At 68.2% G+C, this 2,287-nt stretch carries 1 protein-coding gene; it reads left to right on the plus strand.

The window, feature by feature from the left end:
- On the plus strand, positions 1-2,287 hold a 2,287-nt coding region (locus POF53_RS25820), incomplete at both ends, for an AMP-binding protein (protein WP_498970033.1).

A 2,287-nucleotide genomic window follows, 5' to 3' on the forward strand; every position in this document is an offset into this window, starting at 1 on the left:
CGTGCGCGTGCTGTTTGCCCAGCCGACCCTGGCCGCGCTGGCGGCCGCGGTGGGCTCCGGACGTGAAGTGGCAGTGCCCGAGAACCGTGTGCCGCAAGGCGCGACGCAGATCACGCCGGACATGCTCAGCCTGATCGAGCTGGACCAGGCCAGCATCGACCGTATCGTCGCCAGCGTGCCGGGTGGCGCGGGCAACGTGCAGGAAATCTACCCGCTGGCGCCCTTGCAGGAAGGCATTCTCTATCACCACCTCAGTGCCGAGCAGGGCGACCCGTACCTTTTGCAGTCACGCCTGGCCTTCGACAGCATCGAGCGTTTGCGGGCCTGGGCTGCGGCCTTGCAACAGGTCATCGACCGCCACGACATCCTGCGCACCTCGGTGGTCTGGGAGGGGTTGGGCGAGCCAGTGCAGGTGGTCTGGCGCGAGGCCCGCCTGGCGGTCAGCGAAGTCACCGGGCTGGGCGAAAAGGCAGTAATCGAGCAACTGCAGGCCCGTTTCGATGCCCGCCAGCAACGCCTGGACCTGACCCGGGCGCCCTTGCTGCGCCTGGTCTATGCCGAGGATCCGCGCCAGGGCGAGTGGGTAGCCCTGTTGCAGTTCCACCACCTGACCCTCGACCACGCCGCCATGGCCGTGGTCGGCGAGGAGATGCAGGCGCTGCTGGACGGGCGTGGTGTCACGCTGCCTGCGGCGGTGCCGTATCGCAATTATGTTGCCCAGGTCTGCCTGGGCGACGATCAGGCTGGCCACGAGGCGTTCTTCCGCGCGCAACTGGGTGATATCGACGAGCCGACCCTGCCGTATGGCCTGGCCGATGTGCAGGGCGATGGCGGGCGCGTCGAACATGCTGCCCTGATGTTGCCGGCCACCCTGGCCCATGGTCTGCGCGAGCAGGCGCGGCAGCGCGGCGTCAGCGCCGCCAGCCTGGTGCACCTGGCCTGGGCCCGTGTGGTGGGCGTGCTGGCGGGGCGTCGCGACGTGGTGTTCGGCACCGTGCTGATGGGCCGCCTGCAAGCGGGCGAGGGCGCCGACCGGGCGCTGGGCATGTTTATCAACACCCTGCCATTGCGGGTGGATATCGCGCTGCCGGTGGACCAGGCGCTGCGCCTCACCCACCAGCGGCTGTCGGCCCTGCTCGGTCACGAGCACGCGCCCCTGGCGCTGGCCCAGCGTTGCAGCGGCGTGGCCGCTTCTGCGCCATTGTTCAGCGCTTTGCTCAACTACCGCCACAGCGCCGAGGGCGTCGCCCGCGATGGCGAAGGCATCTGGCAGGGCGTGCGCCTGCTGGGGGGGGAGGAGCGCAGCAACTACCCGCTGACCCTGAGCGTCGACGACCTGGGCGAGGGCTTCAGCCTGAGCGTGCTGGCCGCCGAAGGGCTGCCGGCGGCGCAGATCGGCGGCTGGATGGTAAACACCCTCGGCCAGCTGTTGCAGGCTCTGGAACAGAGCCCGGGGCAAATGCTGGATGACCTGCCGATGTTGGATGACGACGCATCGCGTCAGGTGCTGGAGGACTTCAACGCCACAGCCGAGGCCTATCCGCAAGGGCAGACCGTGCACGCGCTGGTCGAGGCTCAATCGCCCGAAGCATTGGCCGTTGTACAGGGTGAGCTGAGTCTGAGCTACGGCGAACTCAACGAGCGTGCCAACCGCCTGGCTCATCATCTGATCGAGCGTGGCGTGGTCCTGGGCGACCGCGTGGCGCTATGTCTGGAACGTGGCCCGCAACGGTTGGTGGCGATGCTGGCCGTGCTCAAGGCCGGGGCGGCGTATGTGCCGATCGATCCGGGTTATCCGGCGCAGCGGATTGCCTACCTGCTCAGCGACAGTGCTCCGGCGTTGGTGCTGGTCGAATCGGCCACCGAAGCGTTGGTCGGCGATGCAGCCAAAGTCATGCTGGATGGCGATGACTGGCTCGGCCACGCGGCCAGCAACCCTGTGGTTGCAGGGCTGGACCAGAATCAGCTGGCCTATGTGATCTACACCTCCGGTTCCACCGGCCAGCCCAAGGGGGTGATGGTCGAGCACCGCACCCTGGCCAACCTGATCCACTGGCATTGCCAGGCCTTCGAGTTGGGTGAGGGCAGCCACACCTCCAGCGTCGCGGGCTTCGGCTTCGACGCCATGGCCTGGGAAGCCTGGCCGGCACTGAGCACCGGAGCAGTGCTGCACCTGCCGCCGGCGTCCATCGGCGGCGAGCATGTCGATGAACTGCTCGACTGGTGGCTGGAGCAGCCGCTGCAAGTGAGCTTCCTGCCGACGCCGGTCGCCGAGCAGGCGCTGCGC

Origin of the sequence: Mitsuaria sp. RG, assembly GCF_028369275.1 — a bacterium.
Classification (GTDB): Bacteria; Pseudomonadota; Gammaproteobacteria; order Pseudomonadales; family Pseudomonadaceae; genus Aquipseudomonas; species Aquipseudomonas peradeniyensis.